This is a genomic window from Xanthomonas sp. SHU 308 (assembly GCF_000364645.1).
Lineage (GTDB): Bacteria > Pseudomonadota > Gammaproteobacteria > Xanthomonadales > Xanthomonadaceae > Xanthomonas_A > Xanthomonas_A sontii.
This window is the reverse complement of the sequence record NZ_AQOK01000596.1, coordinates 1-773: the sequence shown is the minus strand read 5'-3', so window position 1 is coordinate 773 and position 773 is coordinate 1. Positions and strand designations below refer to the sequence as shown.

The window sequence follows — 773 nt, the reverse complement described above, 5'->3', positions numbered from 1 at the left end:
CCGGCCAGCCGCCGGGGCTGGGCCGCGCCTTCCCGACCCCGCAGGCACTGCGCGACGCGCCGCTGGAAGCCATCGGCCTGCCGCGCTCGCGTGCGGCGACGATCCGTGCGCTGGCGCAGGCGGTGCTGGACGGCCGTCTGTCGTTCCGTGCCGGCCAGCGCCTGGACGACTTCGTCGCCCACGCCATCACCTTGCCCGGCATCGGCGCCTGGACCGCGCAGTACATCGCCCTGCGCGCGCTCGGCCAGCCCGACGCCTTCCCCGCCGGCGACCTGGTCCTGCAGCGCATGCTCGGCGCGGACGGCGCACGCCTGAGCGAACGCGCCACCGAGGCACGCGCGCAGGCCTGGCGTCCCTGGCGCGCCTACGCGGTGCTGCACCTGTGGCACCTGGCCAACGACCCTCCCGAGGAGACCCGCGCATGACCGCGTCCCCGCTGTCCTACGACCGTTTCGACACCCCGATCGGCATGCTCACCGTCGCTGTCGGCAGCGATGGCGTGCGTCACATCCTGTTCCCCGAGAACCGCTACGACGCCCGCGGCCGCGCCGACTGGGTGCACGATCCGGCTCCGGTGCGCGCCGCGCGCGAGCAGTTGCTGGCCTACTTCGCTGGAGAGCGCGAGCACTTCGACCTGCCGCTGGCGCCGCACGGCACCGACTTCCAGAAGCGGGTGTGGCTGGCATTGGCCGAGATCCCGTTCGGCGCGACCTGGAGCTACGCGCAACTGGCGCAGCATGTGGGCCAGCCGCGTGCGGTGCGCGCGGTCGGCG

At 74.3% G+C, this 773-nt stretch carries 1 protein-coding gene and 1 pseudogene; both read left to right on the top strand.

Going from position 1 to position 773, the window contains the following annotated elements:
• Positions 1–425, top strand: a pseudogene (locus tag D588_RS0117130) (DNA-3-methyladenine glycosylase 2 family protein); the annotation flags it as partial.
• Positions 422–773, top strand: a 352-nt coding sequence (locus D588_RS0117125) for a methylated-DNA--[protein]-cysteine S-methyltransferase (RefSeq protein ID WP_017916852.1), incomplete at its 3' end; no start/stop codon positions are given. The pseudogene D588_RS0117130 and the gene D588_RS0117125, both read left to right, overlap by 4 nt.